This window comes from Crossiella sp. CA-258035, assembly GCF_030064675.1.
GTDB lineage: Bacteria > Actinomycetota > Actinomycetes > Mycobacteriales > Pseudonocardiaceae > Crossiella.
The window spans coordinates 2,239,957-2,262,363 of the sequence record NZ_CP116413.1; the positions used below are offsets into that span (position 1 = coordinate 2,239,957).

Here is a 22,407-nt window from a genome sequence, read left to right on the forward strand (position 1 = left end):
CACATCAGGCTTTCGGTGCACCAACGACCGCACCCAGGACTAAATCCGTTGCCGCCGAGGGGCGGCGGCCAGGACGGTGACCGCATGAGTCGACGCCTGGTCCTGCTGCTCGCGCTGGCCTGTGGCGTGGCCGTGGGCAACCTGTACTTCCCGCAGGCCGTCAGCCCACTGGTGGCCACCGGACTCGGCGTGTCCCCGGAGTCCGCCGCCCTGGTGGTCACCGCGGCCCAGCTCGGCTACGCGGCCGGGATCTTCTTCCTGGTCCCGCTCGGCGACCGCCTGCCGCACCGCCCGCTGCTGGTCACCCTGCTCGTGCTGACCGGCCTCGGCCTGCTCGCCGCGGGCTGCGCCCAAGGCCTGTCCCCGCTGTTCGGGGCGAGCGCGCTGGTCGGGCTGACCACGGTGGTCGCGCCGATCGTGGCGCCCCTGGCGGCCGGGCTGGTTCCGGCGGAGCAACGCGGCGCGGTCACCGGCGCCATGCTCAGCGGCTCCATCGGCGGCATGCTGCTCTCCCGCGCCCTGGGCGGCGGCCTGGCCGAATGGCTGGGCTGGCGCGCCCCGTACCTGCTCTCCGCGGCCCTGGCCCTGCTGCTCGCGCTGGTGCTGTGCCTCGCCCTGCCCACCACCACCCCGGCCACCCGCGAGCGCTACCCGGCCCTGCTCGCGCACACCCTCCGCCTGCTCCGCACCGAACCCGCCCTGCGCCGATCCTGCCTCTACCAGGCCACCATGTTCGGCGCCTTCACCGCGGTCTGGACCAGCGTCGCCCTACTCCTGACCGGCCCCGCCTACTCCCTCGGCGCCCAAGCGGTCGGCGCCCTGGCCCTGGTCAACGCCGCCACCATGGCCGCCACCCCCCTGGCAGGCCGCCGCACCGACCGCCACGGCCCCGACCGCGTCAACCTGGTGTGCTTCCTGGCCGCCCTCGCCGCCGCCGCGATCCTCGCCATGGGCACCCTCGGCGGCATCGCGGGCCTGGCGGGCCTGGTGCTGGGCACGCTGGTGCTGGACGTGGCCATGCAGTCCGGCATGGTCGCCAACCAGGTCCGCATCTTCGCCCTGCGACCGGACGCCCGCAGCCGGTTGAACACCGCCTACATGACCTGCGCGTTCCTCGGGGGCACGCTGGGGTCGTGGGCGGGGGCGACGGTGTACCCGGGGCTCGGGTGGGGCGGGGTGTGCGCGCTGGTCGCGGTGCTGGTGGGGATCGGGCTGGTCCGGCACCTGGTGTTCGCCAGCCGAACGAGGCGAAGGGCTGCCGTTACGGTCGAACGGTGATCGATCAGACACGGAGTGCGGTCAGGGTAGGGGTCTATGTCGACGCGTTCAACGTCTACTACGGCGGTCGCGAGATGCTCGGCTCGACGACACCCGGCTGGAAGTGGCTGGACATCGCCACTCTCGCCGCCGGCCTGATCAACCCGTGGGTGTGGCCGGGAGCGCGGATCGACCGGGTCGTCTACTGCACGGCCATGCGCGAGCGGGAAGGAGACCCCAGCTCACTGGCCGACCAGCACACCTACCTCGCGGCGTTGCGGCACGCCAACCCCTCGCTGACGGTGGCGCTGGGCAAGTACGTGCCGCGGACCAAGTCCGGGGTGCTGGTCGAGCAGGGCACGGGCTACCCGCCACGACGGGTCCGGTCTCCCGGAACCGGGTGCCTGCCGACCTGGCTTCCGGTTCGCGAGGTCCCCGGCCCCAGCGGAGCCACCGACCTGCTCGCCCGGATCTCGACCTTCGAGGAGAAGGGCTCGGACGTGAACGTGGCCAGCCATGTGCTGATGGACGTGCTGACCGGGCAGGTCGACGCGGTCATGGTCCTGTCCAACGACAGCGACCTGAGCTTCCCCCTGCGTCAGACCCGGCTGCGGGTCCCGGTCGCGACCGTCAACCCCAGCGTCAAGCCGACCACCGCGGCCCTGCGCGGCGACCGGAACGAGGGCGTCGGACAGCACTGGTGGCGCAGGCTCCGGTGCCAAGACTTCATGGCGAACCAACTGGCCGACCCGACCGGCCCATTCCGGAAGCCACAGGGCTGGTGAGCTGCCGTGTGCCACGCCCAACTCAGGCCCAGCTCAGGCCCAACTTGCGCCTAAAATAGGTCCTCGCTAGCATTGCCCTATACCACCCGGTTCTCGTGCTTCACAGCACGGGGCCGGGTCTTTTTTCGTCTGCGCTCAGGCTTGTGGTGGGGACGGGCGACCCGCCCCCACCACCGCCTCAGTCCTTCTCCGCCGGCTTCTCCGTCGCCTTCGGCTGCGCCTTCAGCGCCGTGGTCAGCAGCTCGGCCACCTGCTCGATCTGCCAGTTCCGCGCCCCACCCGCGGCCAGCGCCGCGCGCACCGAAGCCGCGTCGATCTCCGCGGGCGGCTGCCAGCACAGGCGGCGCACCAGGTCCGGCTGGGCCAGGTTCTCCACCGGCAGGCGCAGTCGCTCGGCCAGCGCGGTCAGCGCGCCGCGGGCGGCGCTCAGGCGGGCCGCGGCGGCCGGGTCGCGCTCGGCCCAGCGGTTGGGCGGCGGGGGGCCGTCGTGTTGCGGGGAGGGGTCCGGCAGGTCGGACTTGGGGAGTTCGCGGGCCTCGCGCAGGGCGCCGGACCAGACGTCGGCCATCCGGCGCTGGGCGCGGCCGCGGAAGACCGGCAGGGAGAGCAGCTCGGCGTGGCCGGTGGGGTCGTGCAGGGCGGCCTCGACGATGGCGGAGTCCGGCAGCACCCGGCCCGGCGCGATGTCGCGCTGCTGGGCGATGGTGTTGCGGGCCTGCCAGAGTGAGCGGACCGCGGCGTACTGGCGCGGGCTGCGCAGGCGGTGGATGCCGGAGGTGCGGCGCCAGGGTTCGGCGCGCGGGGCCGGTGGCGGGGCGGTGCGGACCGCCTCGAACTCCTCCAGCGCCCAGGCCAGCTTGTCCTGGACGATGAGCTCGGCCTCCAGGGAGGCGCGCAGCTCCAGCAGAAGCTCCACGTCCAGTGCGGCGTAGGCCAGCCAGTCGGCGGGCAACGGCCTGCGGGACCAGTCGGCGGCGCCGTGGCCCTTCTCCAGCCGGAAGCCCAGCTGGCGTTCCACCAGGGCGCCCAGCGCGACCCGCTCGAAGCCGACCAGCCGGCCGGCCAGTTCGGTGTCGAACAGGACCTCCGGGCGCAGGCCCAGCTCGTGCAGGCACGGCAGGTCCTGGCTGGCGGCGTGCAGCACCCACTCAGCGGGGTTGAGCACCTCGGCCAGCGCTTCCACCCGGCCGTTGACCGCGACCGGGTCGATCAGCACCGTGCCGGCGCCCTCGCGGCGGATCTGCACCAGGTAGGCCCGCTGCGAGTACCGGTATCCGGAAGCGCGTTCGGTGTCCACCGCGAAGGGCCCCGTGCCGGCGGCGAGCATCGCGGCGGCCCGCCGTACGCCATCGACGGTGTCGATGACGAGCGGCACGCCACCGGAGGGGGTGGTGAGCAACGTCAGTTCTGGTTGCTCACCGGAGTCGTTGACAGCGGTTCGGCCTACATCCACGGCCGTGACCCTATGCGTCAACGGTGCGCTCAGACAGTCGAGATCCACTGAAGTAGGCTGACCGGCACGGCGCGCCGATCGGAAACCGCTGGTCAGAGGCTGATCCAACGCTTCCCGATCTTTCCGTACCGGCCAACCACACCCCGGTCGTCACGGGGTCCGAACTTCGTGTGCCGGGCGTGTCCGCGCTCTGCAACGCACCCGACCGCGACATTCGGACCCCCTCGGCTGAGGAGTCAGCGGATAACGCCGGCACGCATGGCCAGCGCCACCATCTGAGCCCGGTCCCCGGTTCCCAGCTTGCGCCCTATCCGCGACAGGTGAGACTTCACCGTGAGCGCGGACAGGTTCAGTGCTTCGCCGATCTCCTTGTTCGAGCGGCCGTCGGCTACCAGCTGCAGCACTTCGACCTCTCGCGCGGAGAGTTCCCTCGGCGTGTTGTCCGTTCCGGGCACCCTGGTTCCGGCAGCCAGCACCGGAGCCACGGACGGATCGGCGTAGACCCCGCCCTCGAGGACCCTGCGCACCCCGTCGGTGACCACCATCGGCGATGCGGACTTCAGCAGGTAGGCCTGAGCGCCTGCCTGGAAGGCCGCACGCACCGCGTACGGGTCATCGGAGGATGCCAGGACCACGATGCGCGGCCAGCCCTGCGCACGGAGTTCCGTGACCAGGTCAATGCCGCTTCCATCCGGAAGCCCGAGATCCAGTATCGCGAGGTCGCACGGCCCCGTGGCCAGGGCACGCGCCCTCGCCTCGGCCACCGATGCGGCCTCGTGCACCGTGCCGGCTCCCATCTGCATCAGTCGCGCCGCAATGGCCTCCCTCAGCAATGGGTGGTCATCGACCACCAGCACCGAAAACAGCTCTTCCCGCGGGTGCGGGACCATGTTCGCCGGCAAAGTGCCGGCTGGCGTGGTTCGAACGGCCTGTCCTAAGCCGACGGCAGCCACGTCACTACCTCCCTGGAGTCGGTCGTGCCCCCCGACCGGCACCGGGACTTTCGACCGATCGGCCGCGCCACCGATCGACCGAAAGTGGTGTCGTCGGGAGGAGCGTAGCCGCCCAAGCGGGTCAGTGGGACGATCAATTGGGTATCTGTCCCGATCGGGTTGTCACTTTGACGTGGTCTGATCACACGATCGGGCGGTCCCTCGGATGGTGGTTAACGCCGAGCCGTACACAAACGACATGAAGGATTTGCACTATGCCGACCGAGGGGTCGTTAGGCCGTTCGCACGAGCTTCTCCGGCGGGTTCCGCTCGTCGACGGGCACAACGATCTGCCGTGGGCGATCCGGGACAAAACGGGCGGGGAGGTGGCCGAGATCGAGCTGACCATCGAGCAACCCGGTCTGCACACCGACCTCGTCCGGCTGCGCCACGGTGGGGTGGGCGCTCAGTTCTGGTCGGTCTACGTGCCGTGCCACTTACTCGAGCATCGCGCGGTGACGGCGGTGCTGGAACAGGTCGAGCTGGTTCACGAGCTGGTTGAACGGTACCCCGAACAGCTCCGGCTCGCTCGATCGGCGGCCGAGGTGGAGTCCGCCTTCGCCGACGGCCGGATCGCCTCCCTGCTGGGCGCCGAGGGCGGCCACTGCATCGGGGAGTCCCTCGGTGCGCTGCGCGCGCTGTTCCGCCTCGGGGTCCGCTACCTGACCCTCACCCACAACGACAACACCCCGTGGGCGGACTCGGCCACCGACCAGCCCGCCGCGGGCGGGCTGACCGACTTCGGCCGCGAGGTGGTGCGGGAGATGAACCGGCTCGGCATGCTGGTCGACCTCTCCCACGTCGCGCCGAGCACCATGTGGCACGCGCTGGAGACCAGCGCCGCCCCGGTGATCTTCAGCCACTCCTCCTGCCGGGCGGTCACCGACCACGTCCGCAACGTGCCGGACGACGTGCTGCGCGAGATGGCCGCCAAGGGTGGCGTGTGCATGATCACCTTCGTGCCCGCCTTCGTCTCGGCCGACCCGGTGCGCCGGGCCACCAGGGCGGACGTGGTCGCACACCTGGAACACGCGCGCGAGGTGGCCGGCATCGACCACATCGGCATCGGTGGCGACTACGACGGCACCCCGGAGCTCCCGGACGGACTGGAGGACGTCTCCAGGTACCCGGAGCTGTTCGCCGACCTGATGGACCGCGGCTGGTCCGAGCAGGACCTGGCCAAGCTGGCCGGCGGCAACGTCCTGCGGGTGCTGGACGCCGCCGAGAAGGTCGCCGCGGAGCTCCGGCAGAGCCGCTGAGCCGTCCGAGGGGTCGCGGTGGTCAGTCAGTCGCCCTTGCGCTGACTGATCATCGCGATGCCCACCGGTGGCAGCCCGGCCGCGCTGGAGAGCAGCTCGCAGAATGCCTCCGCGTGCGCGGCCAGCTCGGTGTCCCGAGCCGTCCAGGACGCGCGCAGCTCCAGGTCGTGCGTGCTGCTCGGGCCGGAGATGTCGCCGAAACGGGCGGAGGAGGTCTGGGTGACCGTGCCGCCGAGCGCGGTGAAGGCGGCGCCGGAGAGCTCCAGCGCCTCGGTCAGCCACGACCAGCCGACCGCGGGTAGCAGTGGGTCGGCGGCAAGCTCGGTGTCGAGTTCGGCCCGGACGTAGGCCACTAGTCGCAGCACCCCGTCCCAGGCTTCGGCCCCGTCCGGATCGTGCAGCAGCACCAACCGGCCCGTGGCCAGCTCCCCGGCCGGCCCGTTGGCCTCGGCGCTGAGGGCGAAGCTCCACGGGGCGAGACGCTGCGGGGCACGGACCTCGCCCAGCTCGACCTCAGGTCGTGGATGCATCGACCGCAACGCGGCAACAGCCTGCCGGAACACCTCGGGTTCACCCGATATCCCGGTCACGTTGGCGAACTCTAGGCCGCGCCGGGCGGGTGCGGCGGGAGGCACGCCGGAGCCGCGCGAACGCCTTGCGCGACCCGTGGCAACATGGGAGCCGAGATGACTACCGCTGCCCAGGTCCCGGCGCGCCGGGACCTTCCCCAAGCCCCACTGCTGGTCGCCGCGCGTGGCGGCACGCCGAGCCGGACCCCGGTGTGGTTCATGCGCCAGGCCGGCCGCTCGCTGCCGGAGTACCGCAAGGTCCGCGAGGGCATTCCGATGCTGCGCTCCTGCTTCCTGCCGGAGCTGGTCTGCGAGATCACCATGCAGCCGGTCCGGCGGCACGGGGTCGACGCGGCCATCCTGTTCAGCGACATCGTGGTGCCGCTGGCCGCGGCCGGGGTGGACCTGGACATCGTGCCCGGCACCGGCCCCGTGGTCGCCAACCCGGTGCGCTCGATCCACGACGTGGAGAAGCTGCCCAGCCTGGCCGCCGAGCAGGTCCAGCCGGTCGCCGAGGCGATCGGGCTGCTGACCGGGGAGCTGGGCGAGACGCCGCTGATCGGGTTCGCCGGCGCGCCGTTCACGCTGGCCTCCTACCTGATCGAGGGCGGCCCCAGCCGCAACCACGAGCGCACCAAGGCGCTCATGCACTCCGAGCCGGCCACCTGGCACGCGCTGCTCGGCCACCTCGCCGACATGGCGCTGGACTTCCTCACCGTGCAGGTCAACGCGGGCGTGGATGCGGTGCAGCTGTTCGACTCCTGGGCAGGCGCGCTCTCCGAGCGGGACTACCGCGAGTTCGTGCTGCCGCACTCGGCCAAGGTCTTCGCCGGGCTGGCCGACGCCGGCATCCCGCGGATCCACTTCGGCGTGGGCACCGGCGAGCTGCTGGTGGCCATGCGCGAGGCGGGCAACGACGTGGTCGGCGTGGACTGGCGGGTGCCACTCGACGAGGCGGTCCGCCGCCTGACCAGCGCCCGGCCCGACCTGCCTGCCCCGGTGGTGCAGGGCAACCTGGACCCGGCCGTGCTGTTCAGCGGCGAGGACGTGCTCGCGCGCGAGATCAGCCGGATCGGTGCCGAGGGCAGGACCGCGGCCGGGCACATCTTCAACCTCGGCCACGGCGTGCTGCCGGACACCGACCCCGGGAAGATCACCCGCGCGGTCGAGCTGGTGCACGAGCTGCGGCCATGACCACCGCGCCGCAGCGGGTCGCGGTGGTGGGCGGCGGCATCGCCGGGCTCACCGTGGCGCACCGGCTGCGCGGCCTGCTCGGCGAGCAGGTCAGGGTGACCGTGCTGGAGCAGACCGACCGGCTCGGCGGCAAGCTGCGCACCGAGGAGCTGGCCGGCGCGCCGGTGGACGTGGGCGCGGAGGCATTCGTCACCCGCCGCACCGAGGGCGTGGAGCTGGTCGCCGAGCTGGGGCTGGGTGAGCAGTTGCGGCACCCGCTGCGCGCCGCGCCGACCATCCACGCGGGCGGGGTGACCAGGGGGCTGCCGCCGCGCACCTTCCTCGGTGTCCCGGCCGAACCCGCCATCCTGCGCGAGGTGCTCAGCCCGGATGGCTTCGCCAAGGCGATGGCCGAGCCGGAGCTGCCGCCGCTGCGCCCGGACGGCCCCGACTGGGACGTGCCGGTCGCCGATCTGCTCGGCGCCCGCTTCGGCGCTGAGGTGGTGGACCGGCTGGCCGAACCGCTGCTCGGCGGGGTTTACGCGGGCCGCGCGGCCGGGCTCGGCGTGCGCGCCACCATGCCGCCGCTGGTCGACGCCCTCGAGCAGGGTGCGGGCTCGCTGACCGCCGCGGCCGCCAAGGTGCTCGGGCCGGGACTGAAGCCGGGGGAGACCCGGCCGCCGGTGTTCGGCGCGCTGGCAGGCGGCATGGCCGAGCTGGTGACGCGGCTGGCCGAGAGCTCCGGCGCGGAGCTGCGGCTCGGCGTCACCGTCCGCGGGCTGCGCCGCACGCCCGAGGGCTGGCGGCTGGAGCTGGGCTCGGCGGCCAGCCCGGAGTTCCTGGACGCCGACGCCGTGGTGCTGGCCGTGCCGGCCCCGGCCGCGCGCAAGCTGCTCGCCGAGGAGGTGCCCGCGGCGGCCGCGGCCTACGCGCGGATCGAGGTGTCCTCGATGGCCGTGGTGGCCCTCGCGCTGCCCGAGGGGGCCGAGCTGCCCGCGGCCTCCGGGGTGCTGCTGGCCGTGGGCGAGCGGCACGCCGACGGCACGCCGTTCACCGCCAAGGCGTTCACCTTCTCCAGCCGCAAGTGGGGCCACTTCGCCGAGCGCGGCACCCTGCTGCGCGCCTCGGTCGGCCGCTACGGCGAAACCGAGACCCTGCAACGAGACGACACCGAGCTGATCGCCGCGGTGCGCGCCGACCTGGCCGAGCTGACCGGGGTGCGGGCCGAGCCGGTGGAGGCGATCGTGCGGCGCTGGGGCGGCGGACTGCCGCAGTACGCGGTCGGGCACACCGCCACGGTGGCCGCGATCGAGGCCGCCGTCGGCGAGGTGCCGGGGCTGGCGGTGGCGGGCGCGAGCCTGCACGGGGTGGGGATTCCGGCGTGCATCGCGACCGGGCAGGCCGCGGCGACCCGTGTCGCCACTCACCTGGCCGTCGCCCGTCGCCCGACTGGTGCGAGTATGGGGACATGGCGCGGCTGAACTACAACGAACTCAACGACACCATCCGGTACACCATGTGGTCGGTCTTCCGGATCCAGCAGGGCGTGCTGCCCGAGGACCGCGCGCAGGCGGCCCAGGCCACCTCCGAGTACCTGGAGTCGTTGGCGGACAAGGGCGTTGTCGTCCGCGGCGTGTACGACGTCGCCGGGCTGCGCGCCGACGCGGACTTCATGATCTGGTGGCACGCCGAGGAGATCGAGCAGGTGCAGGCGGCCTACAACGGCTTCCGCCGCAGCACCCCGCTCGGCCGCGCCTCGACCCCGGTGTGGAGCAACGTGGCGCTGCACCGGCCCGCGGAGTTCAACCGCAGCCACATCCCGGCGTTCCTGGCCGGCGAGGACCCGCGCAAGTACATCTGCGTGTACCCGTTCGTGCGGTCCTACGAGTGGTACCTGCTGCCCGATGAGGAACGCCGCAAGATGCTGGCCGACCACGGCAAGGAGGCCCGCGACTACCCGGACGTGCGGGCCAACACGGTGGCCTCCTTCGCCCTCGGCGACTACGAGTGGGTGCTGGCCTTCGAGGCCGACGAGCTGCACCGGATCGTCGACCTGATGCGGCACCTGCGCGGCACCGAGGCGCGGCTGCACGTGCGGGAGGAGATCCCGTTCTACACCGGCACCCGGATGCCGGTCGCCGACCTGATCGCCAACCTGCCGTAGTCCTGGAAAGTGCTCATGCGCAAGGCAGTTCGCGTCGCCGCCGCCGCGGGAGCCTGGACGGCCCTCGCCGGCGCGACCTGGTTCGCCCTGGCCAGGCTGGCCACCGCGGTCAGCCTGCGGCGCGGCGCCGAACTGCAACGCTGGCGCTGGCTGCACGAGCTGCTGCCGCTGCACCTGCGCCGCTTCCTGCTGGTCACCGCGGGGGTCGACGAGTCGGTCCCCGCGCTGCGCAGCGTCTTGGCCCCGGCCCGCGGCCTGGTGGTGGACGTGATCGCGCACCGGCGGGCCGTGGTCAGCCTGCTCCGCCCGGAGACGGTGCGGGTGGTCCCGGCCCGCCCGGAGTCGCTGCCCGGCAGGCCCGGTTCGGTGGACGTGGTGCTGGCCGTCTTCGCCGCCCACGAGCTCCGCGAACCCCGGGAACGCGAGGCCCTCTTCGCCGAGGTGCGGCGGCTGCTCAGCGCGGACGGCCGGATGGTGCTCATCGAACAGCACCGCGAGGCCAGGACCCTGGCGGTCTTCGGACCGGGCGCCTGGCAGTTCTACCCGAGCGAGGAGTGGCGGCGGGCGGCGGCCCTGGCCGGCCTGAAGGTGATCGCCACCCGCCGGGTCAGCCCGTTCGTCACCGGCTGGGCCCTGGCCGCCGCCTGAGCGGTCAGTCCCGATCCGGGATCCAGGACCCGTGGATGCCCGAGGGCACCCGGTGCGGCAGCTCGACCACCGCCACCGGCGCGGCGCCCAGATCACGGGCGTCCAGCACCAGCAACTCGGAGTTGTCCCGCCGCAGGTCACTGACCACGGTCAGCAGATACCCGTCATCCTCCGCACCGCCACCCGCGGCCGGCACGAACACGGCCTCACCGGGCATCCGCTCCGGCCCCAGCGGCAGCACCTGACGCCCACCGGTGGCATCGTCGTACTTGACCACCGCGTACTGCTCCAGCCCCGCGCCCGGCATCGCCACCGCGTACCCGAACCGCGCCGGCGCCCCCGCGAAGTCCTCGTTGATGGTGGGGAACTCGGTCACCAGATCATCCACCCGCTCCTCCTTCGCCACCCCGGTCACCGGATCCAAGATCCACCGATGCCGGACCGAACCGACCAACGGCACCGAGGGATGTCCAGGCGCGCCGACCCACCACTTCCACGAGGACTCCCACGCGGCCCGGTCGTAACGCGGCCCGTCCAGCACGATGCGTCCGTCGGCGTCCTCGTAGGCGTTGGCCACGTGCAGCAGCGCCGAGGGCGCCACCTCGAACCAGGTGACCACGGGCTCGCCCACCCGCGGCATGACCCCGATGCGCGGCCGGTAGTCATCACTCCAGCGGTAGGGAATGCTGGACCGCTCGGCCGGATCGAACACCACGGGCAGGTCCAGCCAGAGCACATGCCCCCGGGTCAGCCCGAAGTCGTGCATCAGCGAAGGCCCCGCCCCGTCCACCACCACCGCCCGCGTGATGTGCCCGGCGGCGCTGGCGACGTAGTACGTCAGATGCGGCGGAACGGCCGAGTACCCGAAGAAGTGCAACTCCCCACTGACCGGATCCTCCTTGGGATGCGCGGTCATCGCCGTCCGCAACCGCCCCCCGAAGTCGAACGCCCCCAAGGTCTCCAGCTCCCCCGACAACTCGAACGGCACATTGGCTTCTTGGAGCGCGAGGATGCGCCCGGCGTGCTCGATGACGTGGGTGCCCGCGACGCTCGCGGTGAGATCGACCGATCCGTCGGCTCGTTGGTAGGGCGCGCCGTCGAGGGCCGGGGTGCGGACCCAGCGGTTGCGGTACCACTCGGCTCGTCCGGCCCGGAGCCGGAGACCGTGCACCATGCCCGCGCCTTTGAACCAGTGGGTGGGGGTGTCGCCGGGTTTCGGGTTGTGGCCGTTGCGGAAGTAGCGGCCGGTGAGTTCGGGCGGGAGGGTGCCGCGGATGGTGAGCTGGGTGACGGTGTGCTCGGCGGCGACCGGGGTGTAGTGGCCGGTCAGGTAGGGCGGGGTGGACATGGTCGGCTCTCCTTTGGTGTGAGTGATTGATCACTCACTCTTGTGGCGAAATGAAGGCCGACTGTCGGAGTCGGCCTGGTGGACGCTGACGTGGGCTTGGTCGGTGATGCGGTTCAGCTGCTGAGCAGGTTCGGTCGATGGCGGCGATCGTTGAGTGGTCGATCACTCATTGCGTCGGTCTGTGAGGCTCGGGTGTCCCCCGTCCCCGTCCCCGTCCCTGCCCCTGCCCCTGCTGGTGCTGGTGCCGTGCTGTGCTGTGCCGTGCGAATGCCATGCCATGCCATGCCATGCCATGCCATGCCATGCCATGCGCCGCGCCGCGTGCCGTGCCGTGCCGTGCGACGTGCCGTGCCGTGCGACGTGTACGGGCTGGACTGGGCCGGGCCGGGCCGTGTTGTGTCGTGCAGTGCGGGTGCCATGTCAGTGCCAGTACCCGTGCCGGTGTTGGCGGCGTGGGTCAGTGAGTGGTCGATCACTCACTGCCTGGGCGTGCTGAGTGGTTGATCGCTCACTGGGGTAGGGCATTTAGTGGTCGACCACTCACTGGTTTGGAGTGGTCGGGTGCGGATCGTTCGGTGGGGCGGTGGGGCGGTGAGCGGGCGGTCTGCGGTGTTCGGCGATCGGGAGGGTCGATCGGTCAAGGAGTATCGGCTGGCCAAATGGGGTGCTTGGGTGGCGGGGCTGGAGCTGGTTGGTCAGTAGTGGCGGATGCCTTCGGACAGCGTGTTCGCCCACGGCGCGTCCACGCCCTCAGCGCCCATCGCCACCACCAGGTGACAGAGCGCGCCCCGGGAGAAGAAATGCTGGACCTGGTGATCCGTTCCGTTGGACACGCTGCGCACGTACTCCACCAGCTGCGCGTACCCCGCTTGCACCGCTGCGCGCACGGTCTCGTCCGAAGCTGCTGCGGCCTGGGCGTGCAGTTGCACCAGCAACAGGTCGCGGTCGGTGACCAGGCGGGCGTAGGCGGCGCCCAGGGCGCTCAGTACTACCTCTGGGGCGCTGGCCTGGGTTGCGGTGGCGCCCCGGGTCAGTGCTTCCCTGATCTGGTTGAAGCACCGCTCGACGACTGCCACGAACAGTGCTTCCTTGTTCGGGAACAGGCGGTAGATGTAGGCCTGGGAGATGCCGGCGAGTTTGGCGACCTCGGTGGTCGTGGTGCCGTAGTAGCCCTTGGCGGCGAATGCTCCTACCGCTGTGCGCAGCACGGTTTCTCGTCGTTCGTCCGCTGTTGACAGCACTCGGCCCGTTCCGCCCATGTGAGTAATAAACCACTCACACTTTTTGGGGTCAAGCGGGGGGCGGGGGCGACAGGTGTGCGGGTTGTGGTGTTCGGGGTCAGCGGCGGGGGCGGGGCCACCAGCGGCGGCGGGGTTTGGGGAGGTGGCCTTGGGTGACCAGCCAGTCGGCGAAGGTGTTGGCGTCTGTGCGGGCGCCGACGCCTTCCCGGCGGGGGTGCGTGGTGGCGTACGCGTCGAACAGTTCGCGGAACCGTTCGCCCAGTCGCTCGGGGAGATCGGGGCGCAGGGCGGCGGTGACGCGGCGGCGTTTGGCGCGCAGGGCCTGGGACTGGGCTTGGAGGCGGGTGGGGTTGAAGCCGGTGGGGAGCGGGCCGTTGGCCAGCAGGGCGTGCAGGAGGGTGGACTGGGCTGCGGCCAGGCGGGTGCGGGGGTCGGTCATCGGGGGGCCTCGACCACTGCGCGAATGGCAGCTAGTTCGGTGGCGAGTTCGGCGTCTGGGGGGTAGGCGTCGTCGCGTTCCAGGAGGACGCCGGGTGGGGTGACTCGGGCGCACAGGTCGGCGAGCAGGTCCAGGACCTGCTGGGGGACGGCGTGGGCGTGGGTGTCGTGGTAGAGGCCGTGTTCGGTGGTGCCACCGGCGACGTGCACGTAGGCCAGGCGTTCCAGGGGCAGGGTGGTGAGGAACTCTTCCGGGTCGGTGCCCAGGTTGAGGTTGTTGGCGTGCAGGTTGGCCACGTCCACCAGCAGAAGACAGTCAGTGCGTTCGGCCAGTTCGGTGAGGAACTGGGCCTCGGTGAGCTCGTTGCCGGGCCAGTCGATCAGGGCGGCCACGTTCTCCAGCGCCAGCGGGACCGGGAGGTCGCGTTGGGCGTCTTTGACGTTGGCGCACAGCACATCCAGCGCGTCTCGGGTGCGCGGGACGGGCATCAGGTGGCCCGCTTCGATGCCGCCTGCCCTGACGAAGGCCACGTGGTCGCTCACCAGCGGGGCGCCCAGGCGTTCGGCGATGGTGGCGAGGTGGTGGACTCGTTGGGGCACAACGGGGTCCGCGCCGCCCAGGGACAGGGTCACCGCGTGCGGGAGGACCGGGACTCCTCTGGCGCGCAGGATCTCCAGGGACTCCGGGAGGGTGGGGCCGGACAGGTTCTCGGCCACCACCTCCACGAAGTCGACCTCGGGCAGGCGTTCCACGGTCAGGTCGATCTCCGGGCGCCAGCCGATGCCGACGCCCAGGTGCGGGATCCGGGTCATCCGCCGCACCCACCGCCGCCTCCGCCGCTGCTGCCACCGCAGCCGCCGCCTCCGCCGCCGGAGCCGCAGCTGCTGCCGCCGCCCGCGCCGCCGGTGTCGGGGGCCAGGCCCGCGGCGATGGCGGAGTCGGGGTGCGAGCTCATTCCGTGGAACGCCACCAGGAACAGCACTTCGGCGCTCACCACTGAGGCGGCCGTGTTGAGCAGGGTGTTGTCCGAGCGCCTGCGCGCGGCCTCGGTTCGGGCGCGTTCCAGCGCGCGGCGGCCGAGGGTGGTGGCCTTGGGGCCGGGGACCAGGGCGGCGGCCAGGGTCAGGATGGCGGTCAGGGTCAGCAGGAAGACCAGGAAGCCGACGGGTTTGCCGTTGCTGACGCCGTCGGCGAGGCGGAGCGCGCCGACCAGCGCGACCGGTGCGAAGCAGGCGGCGGCGGAGAACCGGGCCGTGCGGGCGCGCTCCGGGTGCACCAGCAGGTTCGCCTGGATCAGGCGCTGGCGCAGCTCACCCAGCTCGGGGGAGCGGTTCAGCTGTTTGGTCGCGGCTTCCACGCCGTCGGCCGGTTTGCGGTCCCGCACGGCCGTCAGCACCCGGCTGTCGACCATGGACTCCGCCTGCTTGCCGGTGGCCGCCGGGCGCGTGCCCCGGCTGACCCGCAGCGCGTCGGTGGCGACCAGCCGGGCCACGGCCGCCTCCACCAGGCGGCGGGTGCCGCCGGAGAGGTAGGCCGCCTCGTCCACGGTCAGCTCAGGGGTGCGCGGGTGCGCGCCGGTGAGCTTGCGCGCGGACAGGCGGCGGCGGATGGCCACCGCGACGGTGACGATCAGCGCCAGTGCGTACAGGCCGAGGAACTCCGGGCCCGTCAGGCCCCACGTGTCGTGCATGTCGCCACCCCCAGGTGCCGTTGTGGTGTAACGGGATCAACCCCCGCAGCCGCCGCCCCCGCCCCCGCCGCAGCTGCTGCCACCGCTGCTGGAGGAGGAACAGGACGAGGAGGAGGAACTGCTGCCCGAGCAGGAAGAACCGCCTGCCGAGCCGCCGCCCGAGCCCGGCAGCGCCAGCACCTTGCTGACCTCGTCGTCCGGGAAGGCCGCGAGGCCGCCGATCGCGACCAGCATCGCCGCGCCGCCGAGCAGGGCCAGCTGGTCGTTGTTGTCCGCCCTCGGTTCGTGGCGAACGGTGGTCTGGAACTGGGTGAGCGTGCGCACACCCGCCTGGGTGAGCCGGTTGACCTTGGCCAGCAACGCGATCAGGGCCAGCACCGCGGTCAGCGCCAGCAGCCAGACCAGGTAGCCGACCGGCCTGCCGTTGCCGGTGCCGTCGGCCACCCGGACCACGCCGATCAGCAGCAGCACCGCGAAGGCCGCCGCCCCGCGCAGCCTGGCCTGCCACTGCTGCCTGCGCGAGACCACCAGGCCCAGCGTCTCCAGCCGGTTGCGCACCTGTCCCACCAGCGGGTGATCCTCGAACTTCGCCCGCAGGCTGCCCAGCGTGGCCGCCGGGTTCGCCCTGGAGTTCAGCTCGGCCAGGATCGCCTGGTCCAGTGGGTGCCGCGCGGTCAGGCCGGTGACGCTGAGCCAGCTGCCCCTGGCGGCGCGCAGGCTGCCCGCCTCCAGCATCCTGGCCACCGCGGTGAAGACCACCTGGGCCCCGCCGCCGGCGAGGTAGGCCACGTCGTCCGCGCTGAGCCGCCCCGCACCGGGGGCCATCTCGGCGCGCCGGACCGACCGGCGCGCCCAGACCGCCACCACGATCGAGACAACCAGCCCCAGGCAGTACAGGAGCAGGAACTGCGGCCCGGTCAGGCCCCACGTCTCGGTCATCGCCCACCTCGTGTCGCTCTTGGTTGGGGCGACGGTAGCGCGTCAGCCGCCGCCACCGCCGCCGCAACCACCCCCTCCGCCACCACAGCTCGCGCCGCCCCCGCCGCCCCCGCCACCACCGTCGCCGATGGTGCCCCCGGCGGCGAACCCGCCGGCGTACCCGGCGTAGGAGCCGCTGCTGTCGTAACGGGACCCCCAACGGCCGCCGCGGGCCGCCTTCAGGTCGCGCTGGGTCTGCGGCTGGGCCGAATGGCTCAGCAGCGCGGCGCGCACCCGGGCGTCCGGGTAGGCCGAAACGCCTTGCCGCGCAACGAGACTGGCCGCACTGTCCGAAGTGGACCTCATGGCCTGCTCGACCGCGGCGTCACCGGCCTGGGTGCGCCAGGCCACCGGCAGCCAGGCGGCGAAACCCGCCAGCAACCCGGTCAGCAGCAGGAACAGCATCAGGTACCCGACCGGGTAGCCCTGGCTGCCACCGTCGATCGCCCGCCACAGGCCGATCACGCCGAGCCCGATCAGCGGCAGCGCGGAGCGCAAACCCATGCCGGGCAACCGCTCCGGCGGCACCAGCAGCCCCCGGTCGGCCAGCCTGGCCCCCACATCGGCCGCGGCCTGGCTGTCCGCGACCCGGTTCACCAGCAGTTGCAGCGTGCGCCGGCCGGTGTCCCCTGTGTAGTCGCACACCGCGCGGGCCAGCGGATCCGTGGTCCGGAGTGGGCCGGTGCCGCTCACGTAGCCCCCACGCGAGGCCCGCAGCACATCCCGTTCCAGCAGCGCCGCGACCGCGGTCTCCACCGCCCGTGGCGCGCCCCCGACCAGGAAGGCGAGCTCGACGTCGGTCAGCTCACCCGGCCTGCTGGCCGCGGTGGGATCCGGCCGCCGTCCGGCGATCCGGATCCACCCCGCCAGCACCAGCGCCACCACCAGGCCGATGGCGTACAACTGCAAGAACTCCGGGCCGGTCAGTCCCCATGGATTTTCCATCGTGACCCCCTCTCACCAGCAAGGAAGCCTCATGGTGCGGTCTGGGTCACACCGGTACAAGGGTATTTGATGGAGGATTGGGCAGAACTTAGGGAAAGCTTGAGCTTGGCCGGTTTTCGGCTCAACCACAACGAAATCCGGCCGTTATGAAGCTACTCAGCCTTCTTGCTCGGTCGGGTCCGCCACCAGGCGCAGGCTGACGCTGTTGATGCAGAAGCGCTGATCGGTCGGCGTCGGGAAGCCCTCGCCCTCGAAGACGTGCCCGAGGTGGCTGTGGCAGGTCGCGCAGAGCACCTCGGTGCGCACCGCGCCCATGCTGCGGTCCTCGCGCAGCACCACCGCGTCCCCGGCCAGCGGGGTGTAGAAGGACGGCCAGCCGCAGTGCGACTCGAACTTGGTGTCGCTGCGGAACAGCTCGGCGCCACAGGCCCGGCACTCGTAGATGCCCTCGGTCTTGGTGTCGGTGTACTCGCCGGTCCACGCCCGCTCGGTGCCCGCCTGGCGCAGCACCCGGTACTCCTCGGGAGTCAGCTGCTCCCGCCACTCCTGCTCGGTCTTGACGACCTTCGGACCCTGTTCCATGCCACCACGCTAATACTTCAGAACAGGAACAGCAGAATGGTGTTGAGCGCGCCGGAGAAGGTGAGCACCAGGCCGATCAGGATCAGGCCGGTGACCACCACCGCGGCCAGCCGCCAGCCGCCGCCGACCCGGTTGGCCGAGTCGGCGAACTCGCTCACCCCGGCCAGGTAGCCCTCCACGGTGTAGGGCTTGGGGGCGTGCTCGATCCGGTCGAGGTGCTTGGCGAAGGCCTGCGCCTCGGGATCGTGCGGGTCCAGCCCGACCAGGTCCTCACCGAACCGCCCTGGCGGGCCCTGCGGCTCGTCATCCGGTTCCGTGCGTCGCATACCCGCAACGGTAGCGTGCGGAGCTGTGAACAGGGCAGACACCGATACCGCGCCGCAATACGACCCCGCCCTCGGCCTGGCCGGGCTGCCGGGCGCGCCCCGCTGGGAACCCGCAGGTCAGCGCGGTCTGTACCGGAGCGAGTGGGTGAACGTGGACCTGGTGGCGGTGCGCCCGCCGACCGCGCCGCCGTACGAGCACCACGTGGTCCGGATGGCCGACGCGGTGGCCGTGGTGCTGGAACACCCCGAGCGCGGGGTGCTGATGCTGCACCGGCACCGGTTCATCACCGACACCACCGGCCTGGAGCTACCGGCGGGTGCCATCGATCCTGGTGAGGACCCGGTGACCGCTGCGGTCCGGGAGACCGCGGAGGAGACCGGCTGGGCCGCTGAGGAGCCCCGGCTGTACCTGTCCCGGTGCGTCTCCAACGGCCGCAGCGACCAGCTCTTCCACTTCGTGCACGCGCGGGTGGGGCAGTGGCTGGGCGGGCCGGAGAACCACGACGAGGGCCACGCGGTGTGGGTCGGGCACGAGCACCTGCGCGAGGTGCTCGGCGGCGACCTGGTCAGCTGCGCGCCCTCGCACCTGGGCCTGCTGCACGCGATGACCTTCGGTTTGCTGCGGAACGGGCCGGTGGGCGGTAGCGTCCACGCCCGTGAGCAGGGGTGAAGCACTCGAACTGACCGTGGACGGGCCCGAGGGGCCGCGTGCCGTGCGGGTGTCCAGTCCGGACAAGCTGTACTTCCCGGAGCGGGGCATCACCAAGCGCCAGGTGGTGGAGTACTACCTGGCCGTCGCCGAGCCCCTGATGCGCGTGCTGGGGGAGCGCCCGACCACGCTCAAGCGCTTCCCGGACGGGGTCGCCGGCGAGCCCTTCTACGCCAAACGCGTGCCCAAGGGCGCGCCGGAGTGGGTGCAGCCGGTGCGGATCACCTTCCCGTCCGGCCGCACCGCCGAACAGGTCTGCCCGACCGAACCGGCGGTGCTGGTCTGGGCGGCCAACCTGGGCACCCTGGACTTCCACCCCTGGCCGGTCCGGCGGCCGGACGTGGACCACCCCGACGAGCTGCGCATCGACCTGGACCCGCAGCCCGGCACCGACTTCCAGGACGCGGTGCGGGTGGCCGGGGTGCTGCGCGAGGTGCTGGCCGAGGCCGGGCTGACCGGCTACCCGAAGACCTCCGGCGGCCGCGGCATCCACGTGCTGGTGCGCATCCGCCCGGAGTGGGACTTCATCGACGTCCGGCACGCGGTGATCGCGCTGGGCCGCGAGGTGGAACGCCGCCTCCCGGAGCAGGCCACGGTCGCCTGGTGGAAGGAACAGCGCGGCGAACGGGTGTTCCTGGACTACAACCAGGCCGCCAGGGACCGCACGGTGGCCTCCACGTGGTCGGTGCGCGGCACGCCGAGGGCGACCGTGTCCTTCCCGCTGGACTGGGCCGATCTGTCCACTGTGGACCCTGATGACTTCGACGTGCTGACCGTGCCGGGGCTGCTGGCCGAGCGGGGGGACGCGCACGCGAGTATGGACGAGCGGGCCTTCGGGATCGAGACCGCGTTGGAGTGGTACGCCAGGGATGAGCGGGACCACGGGCTCGGCGAGATGCCGTACCCGCCCGATTATCCGAAGATGCCAGGGGAACCGCCCAGGGTGCAGCCGTCCAAGGCGCGCAAGGCGGAGAGCTAGCCCGCTGGGCCAACTGGCCGGATTCCCTAGAGCGATAAGGGTTTTCCAGCCGGATGGGGCAGACCAAGGGGCGGTGCGCGGCGCCCCTTGGGGACGAATCGCCTTGCCGTGCGGGAATTCCTGGCAGCGTCGTCGGTGGTCACCACGAGACGTTGCTGGGAAGGGATGTACCGATGTTGCGCATTACCGCTGACATATTCTCCGGCCGGTCGAACCCGGTGTGGGAGGTGCGGGACGGGGCCGAGGCGCGGGCCGCGGTCCGCTCGCTGACCGCGAGCCGGAACCTGCTCACCGACTCGGCGCCCGCACAGGGCGGGCTGGGGTTCCGGGGCTTCCAGGTGGAGGTGCTGGGCGATGACCACGCGGCGGACCTGGGGGTCGCGAGCGTGTACCTGCCGGTGGGCGCGCTGGCCGGTGGGCCGGGTGCGGCGGAGCTGGGGGAGCGGCTGATCGGCCTGATCGGGCACAGTGAGAGCGCGGGCTACGGAGCTGAGGACGCGCTGCCGCTGGATGAGTCGCTGGCCTCCTTCCTGGGCGCTCAGCTGGAGTCGGTCAGCTCGGCGGGGACGGCCTCGCAGTCGGTGCGGGACACCCGCGGCGGCAGCGCCTCGGCCGCGGAGCAGGCCCCGGAGGACGCCGAGTCGGCGGCCGCGGTGACCTGTTACATCGAGCGGACCGCGTTCAACCCCGGGTTCTGGAACAACGACGCCACCACGCTGCGCGACAACAACTGCTACAACTACGCCTCCAACTGGCGGACCAACACCTTCGCCCAGCCGGGCCGCGGCGCGGGCGCCGTGTACTCCGCGGTCACCTGTGCCGAGGTGACCAGGGGCGCGCTGGCCGACGGCATGCACCGCCGCTACGACTGCTTCCCGGACACCGAGAAGCCGCGCCCGCTGGTGGCACTGGTGGTCGCGCCGGGGCCCGGTTTCATCGACTACCACTGGTACCGCTTGCAGTCCGAGCCGTATTGGGGCCACAAGCCGGGCCGCACCGCGGCCCGCAACACCGACAACAGCGGTGTGGTGATCGGCAACCCGGAGACCGCCAACCGCGGCCCGTACACCCAGTTCTGCGGCTACTTCTACGGCTGCAACAGCCAGCGCCAGCGCATTCGTTGATACCGTTGGCCTTTGTCAGCACCGGCGGGGGGCGGCGGTATGGACGTCGAGGTCGATCTCTACAGCGGGCGGCCGAACCCGCGCTTCCGGCTGGACCCGGCCACCGGGACCGAGCTGTTGCGCAGGCTCGCCGGACTCGACCCGGCGCCCGCGCCGGACACGCGACCGGAACCGTTGGGGTACCGGGGTTTGCGGGTCGAGCCAGGTTCGGCCGGTGCGCCGATCGCGGAGGTCGTCATCACCGGTGGAGCGGTGCTGGTGCGCGAGCGCGGCGGGCGTGAGCTGTGGCTGGTGGACCGGGGCCGGGAGCTGGAGCGGTGGCTGGTCGGGCAGGCGGGCGCAGGGCTCGACGCCGGGGTGCTGGGTGTGCTGCGTGAGGAGCTCTCCTAAGTCCTGGTGTCCTTGACGATCCGGCCGCCGCGCACCACCAGCACCACCCGGTCCGGGTCGGCGAACAGCCCCGGTTCGGCCAGCGGGTCGCCGGCGACCGCGACCAGGTCGGCGCACTTGCCGACCTCGACCGAGCCGATCTCGTGGTCCAGCCGCAGGATCCGGGCGTTGGTCAGGGTGGCCGAGACGATCGCGGCCATCGCACCGAGCACCTTGGCCTTGACCGTGATCTCCAGCCCGCGCCGGTGCTGGCCGGGGCCGAGGTGGTCGCTGCCGGAGCCGACCAGCACCCCGGCCTCGGTGGCCACCAGCACCGCGTTGTACGTGGCCGCGCGCACCTGCTCGATCCGGCCCGCCAGCTCGGGCCGGTCAAGTACGTCCATAATGGACAGTGTGGGAACCAGGGCCGCGCCGTGCAGGGCCATCCGCGCCGCGGTCTCCTCGTCCAGGAAGCTGCCGTGCTCGAAACAGGCCACCCCGGCGTCGAGTCCATTGTGGATCGCTTGCAGCGCATGGGCGTGCGCGGTCACGTAGCTGCCCCGGCTGGCCGCCTCCTCGACCGCGGCCCGCAGCTCGGCCACGGTGAACTGGGTGTCGGCGATGCCGGCCGTACGCGACAGCACACCACCGGAGGCGGCCACCTTCAGCTGGGTGGCGCCGCGCCGGAAGGCGTGCCGGGCGGCCCGCCGCACCTCCTCCGGCCCGTCGCAGGTCTGCGTGGCGTGAGACAGGCCGGGCAGGCCCGCGTAGTGCTGCTGGCGGTCCAGGAAGCTCGGTGTGTGGTCGCCGTGCCCGCCGGACTGCGCCAGCATCGGCCCGGAGGGCAGTAACCGAGGCCCCGGCACCAGTCCCGCCTCGATCACCTCGGTGAGCGCACCGTCCGCGCCACCGAGGTCGCGCGCGGTGGTGTGCCCGGAGAGCAGGCACAGCTCGGCGTTGCGGAACATCTCCGCCGCGGTCCTGGCCGGGGACAGCGGGTCCCGCTCGCCCAGGTCGATCAGGCCGAGGTGCGAGTGCGCGTCGATCAGCCCCGGCAGCAGCGTGCACCCGGACAGGTCCAGCACCCGAGCGGACGGCGACGGCGGCGAGTCCACCGAGGTGATCCGGTCGCCGAGGGTGTGCACGGTGGCTGACAGGACCGGATCGGCTCCGGTGCCGTCGATGAGGGTCGCCCCGGTCAGTACCAGCCCCGCCTCGCCGCCCATAGCGGGTCAGCGTAGGCAGCCAGCAAGCTCCTGTCTCGCCACAACCCGAAAACCCCACCGCGACAAGAGACCCAGCGACACGCCGGGCCTTTTGACTCCGCGACGGGTTTGATTTTTTCGCGAGCGAGAAAATCCCGCGCCAATGTCACAG

General features: G+C 72.0%; 24 protein-coding genes. 11 read left to right on the forward strand and 13 right to left on the reverse strand.

Annotation, left to right across the window (positions count from 1 at the left end; genetic code table 11):
* Window positions 1–84 precede the first annotated feature (84 nt).
* A complete protein-coding gene (locus N8J89_RS10820) occupies window positions 85–1,278 on the forward strand; it encodes an MFS transporter (protein WP_283664195.1) in 1,194 nt (397 codons plus the stop codon).
* Window positions 1,275–2,042, forward strand: a complete 768-nt coding sequence (locus tag N8J89_RS10825; RefSeq protein ID WP_283664196.1) for a PIN domain-containing protein — start codon at window positions 1,275–1,277, stop codon at window positions 2,040–2,042. Before N8J89_RS10820 ends, N8J89_RS10825 begins: the two co-directional genes overlap by 4 nt.
* A gap of 178 nt (window positions 2,043–2,220) precedes the next feature.
* On the opposite strand, the gene N8J89_RS10830 is transcribed toward N8J89_RS10825, so the two are convergent.
* Window positions 2,221–3,495: an HRDC domain-containing protein gene (locus N8J89_RS10830; protein WP_283664197.1), complete on the reverse strand. Its 1,275-nt coding sequence runs from the start codon at window positions 3,493–3,495 to the stop codon at window positions 2,221–2,223.
* A 236-nt stretch (window positions 3,496–3,731) separates the two neighbouring features.
* Window positions 3,732–4,448 carry a response regulator gene (locus N8J89_RS10835; protein ID WP_185002827.1) on the reverse strand — a complete coding sequence of 239 codons (717 nt, stop codon included), beginning with the start codon at window positions 4,446–4,448 and terminating at the stop codon, window positions 3,732–3,734.
* 254 nt (window positions 4,449–4,702) lie between these two features.
* Here N8J89_RS10835 and N8J89_RS10840 point away from each other — a divergent pair, with 254 nt between their 5' ends.
* Window positions 4,703–5,746: a dipeptidase gene (locus N8J89_RS10840; protein ID WP_283664198.1), complete on the forward strand. Its 1,044-nt coding sequence runs from the start codon at window positions 4,703–4,705 to the stop codon at window positions 5,744–5,746.
* Window positions 5,747–5,772: 26 nt separating this feature from the next.
* Here the strand turns inward: N8J89_RS10840 and N8J89_RS10845 are convergent, their stop codons facing one another.
* The gene (locus N8J89_RS10845) at window positions 5,773–6,336 is read right to left on the reverse strand and encodes a DUF3000 domain-containing protein (RefSeq protein ID WP_247758574.1); all 564 of its coding nucleotides are present in this window, start codon (window positions 6,334–6,336) and stop codon (window positions 5,773–5,775) included.
* Window positions 6,337–6,432: 96 nt separating this feature from the next.
* Here N8J89_RS10845 and hemE point away from each other — a divergent pair, with 96 nt between their 5' ends.
* Genes hemE through N8J89_RS10865 form a run of 4 tightly spaced genes read left to right on the forward strand, consistent with a single transcriptional unit; the run spans window position 6,433 to window position 10,300 of the window.
* Window positions 6,433–7,509, forward strand: coding sequence for a uroporphyrinogen decarboxylase (gene hemE / locus N8J89_RS10850; RefSeq protein ID WP_283664199.1), 1,077 nt, complete (start codon window positions 6,433–6,435; stop codon window positions 7,507–7,509).
* On the forward strand, window positions 7,506–8,969 hold the full coding sequence (hemG, locus tag N8J89_RS10855) for a protoporphyrinogen oxidase (protein ID WP_283664200.1): 1,464 nt from the start codon (window positions 7,506–7,508) through the stop codon (window positions 8,967–8,969). The genes hemE and hemG overlap by 4 nt, the downstream gene beginning before the upstream one ends.
* Entirely contained in the window at window positions 8,957–9,652 is a 696-nt protein-coding gene (hemQ, locus tag N8J89_RS10860; protein WP_283664201.1) for a hydrogen peroxide-dependent heme synthase, read from the forward strand. Before hemG ends, hemQ begins: the two co-directional genes overlap by 13 nt.
* 15 nt (window positions 9,653–9,667) lie before the next feature.
* A complete protein-coding gene (locus N8J89_RS10865; RefSeq protein WP_283664202.1) occupies window positions 9,668–10,300 on the forward strand; it encodes a methyltransferase domain-containing protein in 633 nt (210 codons plus the stop codon).
* A gap of 4 nt (window positions 10,301–10,304) precedes the next feature.
* Here the strand turns inward: N8J89_RS10865 and N8J89_RS10870 are convergent, their stop codons facing one another.
* The 9 genes from N8J89_RS10870 to N8J89_RS10910 form a co-directional block, all read right to left on the reverse strand.
* The gene (locus tag N8J89_RS10870) at window positions 10,305–11,648 is read right to left on the reverse strand and encodes a carotenoid oxygenase family protein (protein ID WP_283664203.1); all 1,344 of its coding nucleotides are present in this window, start codon (window positions 11,646–11,648) and stop codon (window positions 10,305–10,307) included.
* A gap of 695 nt (window positions 11,649–12,343) precedes the next feature.
* Window positions 12,344–12,856, reverse strand: a complete 513-nt coding sequence (locus N8J89_RS10875; RefSeq protein ID WP_283664204.1) for a TetR/AcrR family transcriptional regulator — start codon at window positions 12,854–12,856, stop codon at window positions 12,344–12,346.
* Between the two features lie 130 nt (window positions 12,857–12,986).
* The gene (locus tag N8J89_RS10880) at window positions 12,987–13,328 is read right to left on the reverse strand and encodes an SCO6045 C-terminal-like domain-containing protein (protein ID WP_283664205.1); all 342 of its coding nucleotides are present in this window, start codon (window positions 13,326–13,328) and stop codon (window positions 12,987–12,989) included.
* Window positions 13,325–14,140, reverse strand: coding sequence for an MbnB/TglH/ChrH family RiPP precursor modification enzyme (locus tag N8J89_RS10885; RefSeq protein WP_283664206.1), 816 nt, complete (start codon window positions 14,138–14,140; stop codon window positions 13,325–13,327). The genes N8J89_RS10880 and N8J89_RS10885 overlap by 4 nt, the downstream gene beginning before the upstream one ends.
* Window positions 14,137–15,018, reverse strand: coding sequence for a TIGR04222 domain-containing membrane protein (locus tag N8J89_RS10890; RefSeq protein ID WP_283664207.1), 882 nt, complete (start codon window positions 15,016–15,018; stop codon window positions 14,137–14,139). Before N8J89_RS10890 ends, N8J89_RS10885 begins: the two co-directional genes overlap by 4 nt.
* Before the next feature lie 36 nt (window positions 15,019–15,054).
* Window positions 15,055–15,957, reverse strand: a complete 903-nt coding sequence (locus N8J89_RS10895; protein WP_283664208.1) for a TIGR04222 domain-containing membrane protein — start codon at window positions 15,955–15,957, stop codon at window positions 15,055–15,057.
* Window positions 15,958–15,999: 42 nt separating this feature from the next.
* Entirely contained in the window at window positions 16,000–16,941 is a 942-nt protein-coding gene (locus N8J89_RS10900) for a TIGR04222 domain-containing membrane protein (protein WP_283664209.1), read from the reverse strand.
* 156 nt (window positions 16,942–17,097) lie between these two features.
* A complete protein-coding gene (gene msrB / locus N8J89_RS10905; RefSeq protein ID WP_283664210.1) occupies window positions 17,098–17,523 on the reverse strand; it encodes a peptide-methionine (R)-S-oxide reductase MsrB in 426 nt (141 codons plus the stop codon).
* 17 nt (window positions 17,524–17,540) lie between these two features.
* Window positions 17,541–17,849, reverse strand: a complete 309-nt coding sequence (locus N8J89_RS10910; RefSeq protein ID WP_252479045.1) for a hypothetical protein — start codon at window positions 17,847–17,849, stop codon at window positions 17,541–17,543.
* 25 nt (window positions 17,850–17,874) lie between these two features.
* Here N8J89_RS10910 and N8J89_RS10915 point away from each other — a divergent pair, with 25 nt between their 5' ends.
* The 4 genes from N8J89_RS10915 to N8J89_RS10930 all read left to right on the forward strand — a co-directional run bounded on the left by N8J89_RS10915 (window position 17,875) and on the right by N8J89_RS10930 (window position 21,051).
* Complete coding sequence (locus N8J89_RS10915; RefSeq protein ID WP_283664211.1) at window positions 17,875–18,519, forward strand: NUDIX hydrolase; 645 nt, start codon at window positions 17,875–17,877, stop codon at window positions 18,517–18,519.
* A complete protein-coding gene (gene ligD, locus N8J89_RS10920; protein WP_283664212.1) occupies window positions 18,506–19,537 on the forward strand; it encodes a non-homologous end-joining DNA ligase in 1,032 nt (343 codons plus the stop codon). The genes N8J89_RS10915 and ligD overlap by 14 nt, the downstream gene beginning before the upstream one ends.
* A 173-nt stretch (window positions 19,538–19,710) precedes the next feature.
* Complete coding sequence (locus N8J89_RS10925) at window positions 19,711–20,661, forward strand: hypothetical protein (RefSeq protein ID WP_283664213.1); 951 nt, start codon at window positions 19,711–19,713, stop codon at window positions 20,659–20,661.
* A 39-nt stretch (window positions 20,662–20,700) separates the two neighbouring features.
* Window positions 20,701–21,051, forward strand: coding sequence for a hypothetical protein (locus N8J89_RS10930; protein ID WP_283664214.1), 351 nt, complete (start codon window positions 20,701–20,703; stop codon window positions 21,049–21,051).
* Here the strand turns inward: N8J89_RS10930 and N8J89_RS10935 are convergent.
* Complete coding sequence (locus N8J89_RS10935) at window positions 21,048–22,256, reverse strand: metal-dependent hydrolase family protein (protein WP_283664215.1); 1,209 nt, start codon at window positions 22,254–22,256, stop codon at window positions 21,048–21,050. The two genes, N8J89_RS10930 and N8J89_RS10935, sit on opposite strands and share 4 nt — an antisense overlap.
* Between the last annotated feature and the right edge of the window lie 151 nt (window positions 22,257–22,407).

Bases quoted from the DNA above. Each gene is read 5' to 3' on its own strand.
- N8J89_RS10820 (WP_283664195.1), top strand. From the start codon at position 85: ATGAGTCGACGCCTGGTCCTGCTGCTCGCGCTGGCCTGTGGCGTGGCC.
- N8J89_RS10840 (WP_283664198.1), top strand. From the start codon at position 4,703: ATGCCGACCGAGGGGTCGTTAGGCCGTTCGCACGAGCTTCTCCGGCGG.
- hemE (WP_283664199.1), top strand. From the start codon at position 6,433: ATGACTACCGCTGCCCAGGTCCCGGCGCGCCGGGACCTTCCCCAAGCC.
- hemG (WP_283664200.1), top strand. From the start codon at position 7,506: ATGACCACCGCGCCGCAGCGGGTCGCGGTGGTGGGCGGCGGCATCGCC.
- hemQ (WP_283664201.1), top strand. From the start codon at position 8,957: ATGGCGCGGCTGAACTACAACGAACTCAACGACACCATCCGGTACACC.
- N8J89_RS10865 (WP_283664202.1), top strand. From the start codon at position 9,668: ATGCGCAAGGCAGTTCGCGTCGCCGCCGCCGCGGGAGCCTGGACGGCC.
- N8J89_RS10870 (WP_283664203.1), bottom strand. From the start codon at position 11,648: ATGTCCACCCCGCCCTACCTGACCGGCCACTACACCCCGGTCGCCGCC.
- N8J89_RS10880 (WP_283664205.1), bottom strand. From the start codon at position 13,328: ATGACCGACCCCCGCACCCGCCTGGCCGCAGCCCAGTCCACCCTCCTG.
- N8J89_RS10885 (WP_283664206.1), bottom strand. From the start codon at position 14,140: ATGACCCGGATCCCGCACCTGGGCGTCGGCATCGGCTGGCGCCCGGAG.
- N8J89_RS10890 (WP_283664207.1), bottom strand. From the start codon at position 15,018: ATGCACGACACGTGGGGCCTGACGGGCCCGGAGTTCCTCGGCCTGTAC.
- N8J89_RS10895 (WP_283664208.1), bottom strand. From the start codon at position 15,957: ATGACCGAGACGTGGGGCCTGACCGGGCCGCAGTTCCTGCTCCTGTAC.
- N8J89_RS10900 (WP_283664209.1), bottom strand. From the start codon at position 16,941: ATGGAAAATCCATGGGGACTGACCGGCCCGGAGTTCTTGCAGTTGTAC.
- msrB (WP_283664210.1), bottom strand. From the start codon at position 17,523: ATGGAACAGGGTCCGAAGGTCGTCAAGACCGAGCAGGAGTGGCGGGAG.
- N8J89_RS10910 (WP_252479045.1), bottom strand. From the start codon at position 17,849: ATGCGACGCACGGAACCGGATGACGAGCCGCAGGGCCCGCCAGGGCGG.
- N8J89_RS10925 (WP_283664213.1), top strand. From the start codon at position 19,711: ATGTTGCGCATTACCGCTGACATATTCTCCGGCCGGTCGAACCCGGTG.
- N8J89_RS10930 (WP_283664214.1), top strand. From the start codon at position 20,701: ATGGACGTCGAGGTCGATCTCTACAGCGGGCGGCCGAACCCGCGCTTC.
- N8J89_RS10935 (WP_283664215.1), bottom strand. From the start codon at position 22,256: ATGGGCGGCGAGGCGGGGCTGGTACTGACCGGGGCGACCCTCATCGAC.